Origin of the sequence: Novosphingobium sp. B-7, from assembly GCF_000410615.1 — a bacterium.
Taxonomy (GTDB): domain Bacteria; phylum Pseudomonadota; class Alphaproteobacteria; order Sphingomonadales; family Sphingomonadaceae; genus Novosphingobium; species Novosphingobium capsulatum.
Genome location: NZ_KE148320.1, coordinates 245 through 1,273, shown reverse-complemented (window position 1 = coordinate 1,273; position 1,029 = coordinate 245). Strand labels below are relative to the sequence as shown.

Here is a 1,029-nt window from a genome sequence, read left to right as displayed (position 1 = left end):
GGATCGGCGCTGCCGTGCCCGCAGGCGCGCCCAGTGGCGCCAGCGTCGCCCGGCACTGCCCCGATCGATCGATCGCTTCAGCAATGATCGCAACGGGTTGCGCGGATTTTGGCTGCACCAGCACGTCATAGGTCTCGGCAATGCCAATCTGCAATTCATCGGTGTCCACCGGCACCACATCCTGCCCATCGGCCGCCACCACGCGCATCGGCACGCCCGGCAACCGCAGGTTGAAATTGGTCATCGCCGCGGCATTGATCACGCGCAGCCGCACCGCCTCGCCCGGCACAAACGCCCCGGTCCAGTTCGCCGCGCTGTCGTGCCCGTTGATGCAATAGGTATAGGTCGATCCGGTCACATCGGCGATGTCGGTCGGGTCCATGCGCATGCGGCCCCAGTTCAGGCGCTCGCCCAGGGGCTGGTCGCGGCCGGCCAGCAAGCCCGCCAGGGTCTGCTGCTGCCGGTTGTAAAATCCGCCCTGCTGTTTCAACCGCTTGAGCAGCACGTGCGGATGCACATCGGTCCAATCGTGCAGCATGATCACATGCTCGCGCGCCGTCTCAGTGGTGGGCACGGCCGGGTCGATCACGATCGGGCCGAACAGGCCCATCGCTTCCTGCATCCCACTATGCCCGTGATACCAATAGGTTCCGGCTTGGCGCACGGTAAACACGTGGTCAAAGCTCTGCCCCGGGGCAATGCCGGGATAGCTGATGCCTGGCACCCCATCGAACTGGAACGGCACCAGCAGGCCGTGCCAGTGGATCGAGGTATCCTCGGCCAAGCGGTTGTGCACGCGCAGGCACACCTGCTGCCCTTCGCGCAGGCGGATCATCGGCCCCGGCGTGGTGCCGTTGACAGTGATCGCATGGCCGCTGCGCCCCCCGACGCGCACGGTGGCTTGGTCGATCACCAGTTCGATCAGATCACCCGACAGCGCGGTTGCTGGCGCGCCCATCGCCCCCTCGGCCATGCCCGGCATCATGCCAGCAATGGCGGTGCGCGCGCGTGCCAGATCGGGCAAAACCC

General features: G+C 66.4%; 1 protein-coding gene. It reads right to left on the bottom strand.

The features are described from left to right. The coding region (locus tag H926_RS26750) for a multicopper oxidase domain-containing protein (RefSeq protein ID WP_371256234.1) at positions 1 to 1,029 on the bottom strand (1,029 nt) is incomplete at both ends.